At 67.2% G+C, this 3,509-nt stretch carries 1 protein-coding gene; it reads left to right on the forward strand.

Features of this window, described 5'->3' with window-relative positions; genetic code table 11:
- Window positions 1–59 precede the first annotated feature (59 nt).
- Window positions 60–3,509 (forward strand): beta-ketoacyl synthase N-terminal-like domain-containing protein (locus ACFWPJ_RS27980; RefSeq protein WP_378855760.1); only part of this gene is annotated, 3,450 nt, incomplete at its 3' end.

Genomic DNA, 3,509 nt, shown 5'->3' on the forward strand with positions numbered 1-3,509 from the left:
ACCCGAGTGATATTCGGGTCGGGGGGGCTGGTTTTTGTTTAAACCCCCCCCCCACCGGGGTGAGCGAGTCGAACAACCCGGACCGGATCGACCATGTGTTCCGGCCCAAGGCCGATGCCGCGTGGCATCTGCACGAACTCACCCGCGATCACTCGTTGTCGCTGTTCGTGCTGTTGTCGTCAGCGGGTGGGCTCGTTCTGGCCGCCGGTCAAGCGAACTACGCCGCGGCGAATGTCTTCCTCGACGCTCTCGCGGCCCACCGTCGCGGCTTGGGACTGCCCGCGACCGCTCTCGATTACGGCCTGTGGGCGAGATCGACCGGACTCGGCGCCGAGCTGTCCGAGGACGATTTCGACCGGATGCGCAGGCAGGGCTTCCCGCCGCTGACCGAGGCCGAGGGTCTGGCGCTGTTGGATGCGGCGATCACCACCGATACCGCCCAGCTGGTAGCGCTCCGGATCGACCCCGCCGGACTCCGGACCCGGGGCGAGCAGATCCCCGCCCTGCTGCGCGCGATCGCGTCGGTCCCGGTGCGTCGCCGGACTCGAACCCCGGCGGGTCGAGCGTTCGCGCACAAGCTGGCCGGTCTCTCCGATGCCGATCGTGGCAGCGCCCTGCTCGACCTCGTCCGGTCGGTAGCCGCCGAAACCCTCGGACATGCCACGATCGACGCCGTCGAACCGCAGCACGCTTTCCAGCAGCTAGGGTTCGACTCTCTGCGCGCCATCGAGTTCCGCAACAAGCTCAACGCCGCGACGGGTCTGCGACTACCGGCCACCCTCATCTTCGATCACCCCAATCCCCGGATCGTCGCCGAGTTCATCGATTCCCAACTCACCGGCACAAGCCAGGACACCGAGATCACCGCGGGCAAACCGGTCGACGACGAGCCCATCGCTGTGGTGGCGATGAGCTGTCGCTACCCGGGTGGTGTCGCTTCGCCGGAAGATCTGTGGCGGTTGGTCACCTCCGGTGGCGACACCACCGGCGAGATGCCGGGCGATCGCGGCTGGGACATCGAGCGCATCTACGACCCTGAGCCCGGCAAGGCGGGCAAGACCTACACCCGGCACGGCGGGTTCTTGTATTCGGCGGGTGAGTTCGACGCGGACTTCTTCGGAATCAGCCCCAACGAGGCCCTGATGATGGATCCCCAGCAGCGGTTGCTGCTGGAGGTTTCGTGGGAGGCGCTGGAACGCGCCGGGGTGGATCCCGCGGTACTGCGTGGCAGTGCGACCGGCGTGTTCACCGGTGTGATGTACCACGACTACGCCCAGGGCACCGGAACCGGTAGCAGCACCGGCGGTAGCTTGGTGTCCGGTCGTGTGTCGTATGTGTTCGGCCTGGAGGGGCCGTCGGTCACCGTCGACACGGCGTGCTCGTCGTCACTGGTGGCGATGCATTTGGCCGCGCAGTCGTTGCGGTCGGGGGAGTGCGATCTGGCGCTGGCCGGTGGTGTGGCGGTGATGGCCACCCCCGACATGTTCCTCGAGTTCAGCAGGCAGCGCGGGATGGCGCCGGACGGGCGGTGCAAATCCTTCGCCGAGAGCGCCGACGGTGTTGCCTGGTCCGAGGGGGCCGGTGTGCTGGTGTTGGAGCGGTTGTCCGACGCGCAGCGCAATGGTCATCACGTTCTTGCTGTGATTGCTGGTTCGGCGGTGAATCAGGACGGTGCTTCGAACGGATTGACCGCGCCGAACGGTCCCTCCCAGCGGCGGGTGATCCGGCAGGCTTTGGCCAACGCGGGCGTCTCGCCGGGGGACGTCGATGCGGTGGAAGCTCACGGCACCGGAACGACGCTGGGCGATCCGATCGAGGCGCAGGCGTTGCTGGCGACCTACGGGCAGGACCGGGACGCGGACCGTCCGTTGTGGTTGGGATCGCTGAAATCCAACATCGGTCACGCTCAGGCCGCGGCCGGTGTGGGTGGTGTGATCAAGATGGTCATGGCGATGCGGCACGGCGTGCTGCCCCGGACCCTGCATGTGGACCAGCCGAGCACCAAAGTCGACTGGACCGAAGGCCACATCCGGTTGCTGACCGAGTCGGCGCCGTGGCCGGAGGTGGATCGGCCGCGTCGTGCCGGTGTGTCCTCCTTCGGACTCAGCGGCACCAACGCTCACCTCATCCTCCAACAGGCCCCTGTGCTGGACCCGGCTCCGGTCGTGGAGCGAGCTCCGGTGGTCGAGACTGTCCCGGGGGTTCTGCCGTGGGTGCTCTCGGCGCGCAGTGGTGCGGCGCTTGCCGGTCAGGCCGCGCGTCTGGCATCGCACGTCGACGACCACGACCCGGACCCGATCGATGTCGGTTTCTCGTTGATCGCTTCGAGAGCAATGTTCGACCAGCGGGCAGTGGTGTTGTCGCGCGATCTCGATGGTCTGCGCGCCGGGGTACAAGCGCTGGGTCGCGCCGAAACCATTCCGGGTGTAGTGACCGGCCGCGTGGTGGCTGGTTCGACCGGTCTGGTGTTTTCCGGTCAGGGTGCGCAGTGGGCGGGTATGGCCGTCGAGTTGCGCGGGGCCTATCCGGTGTTCGCCGAGCAGTTCGATGCGATCGTCGCGCAGCTGGATGTGCTTCTGGAGCAACCGGTTTCGTTGGCCGAGGCTTTGGCCGATGACGCCCTGGTCGATCGGACGGTGTTCGCCCAAGTGGGGTTGTTCGCGTTCGAGGTCGCGTTGTTCCGACTGCTGGAGTCGTGGGGCCTGCGTGCGGACGTGGTGGCCGGTCACTCGATCGGTGAGGTCGCTGCCGCGCATGTGGCCGGAGTGATGTCGCTGGCGGATGCGTGTGTGTTGGTGGCGGCGCGTGGCCGGTTGATGCAGGCGTTGCCTGCCGGTGGGGCGATGGTGGCTGTCGGTGCCTCGGAGGCCGACGTGGTGCCGTTGCTTGCTGGTGGGGTGTCGATCGCGGCGGTCAACGGTCCGTCGTCGGTGGTCCTTTCCGGTGTGGAAGCTGACGTTTCCGCTGTGGTCGATCGTTGTGTCGAGCGTGGTTGGCGGACCCATCGGTTGCGGGTGTCGCACGCTTTCCATTCGGTGTTGATGGAGCCGATTCTGTCCGAATTCGCCACGGCGATAGAGGGTTTGACGTTCACCCGTCCGAACATCGCGTTGGTTTCGACGGTGACCGGTGTCCGGGTCACCGACGAGATGACCGACCCGGCGTACTGGGTCGGTCAGGTGCGCGAGACGGTTCGCTTCGCCGACGCTGTCGCCACGATGGCCGGCAGCGGTGTCACCCGGTTCGCCGAGGTCGGACCCGACGCCGTGCTCTTCCCGATGATCAACCAGATCGTCGATGACGGGGCAGCGCCCACGGGCGCGGCGACGGTGGTGGCGCTGGCGCGTCGAGACCATGCCGACGCGCTCACCGTAGCGGGGGGAGTGGCCGGGCTGTTCGTCTCCGGCGCCGACGTGGACTGGGCAGGCCTGTACACCGGTTCGGGAGCTCGGCGAATCGACCTGCCCACCTTCGCCTTCCAGCGTCAGCACTTTTGGATGGCAGAAGGG

Source organism: Nocardia sp. NPDC058497 (assembly GCF_042720195.1).
Classification (GTDB): domain Bacteria; phylum Actinomycetota; class Actinomycetes; order Mycobacteriales; family Mycobacteriaceae; genus Nocardia.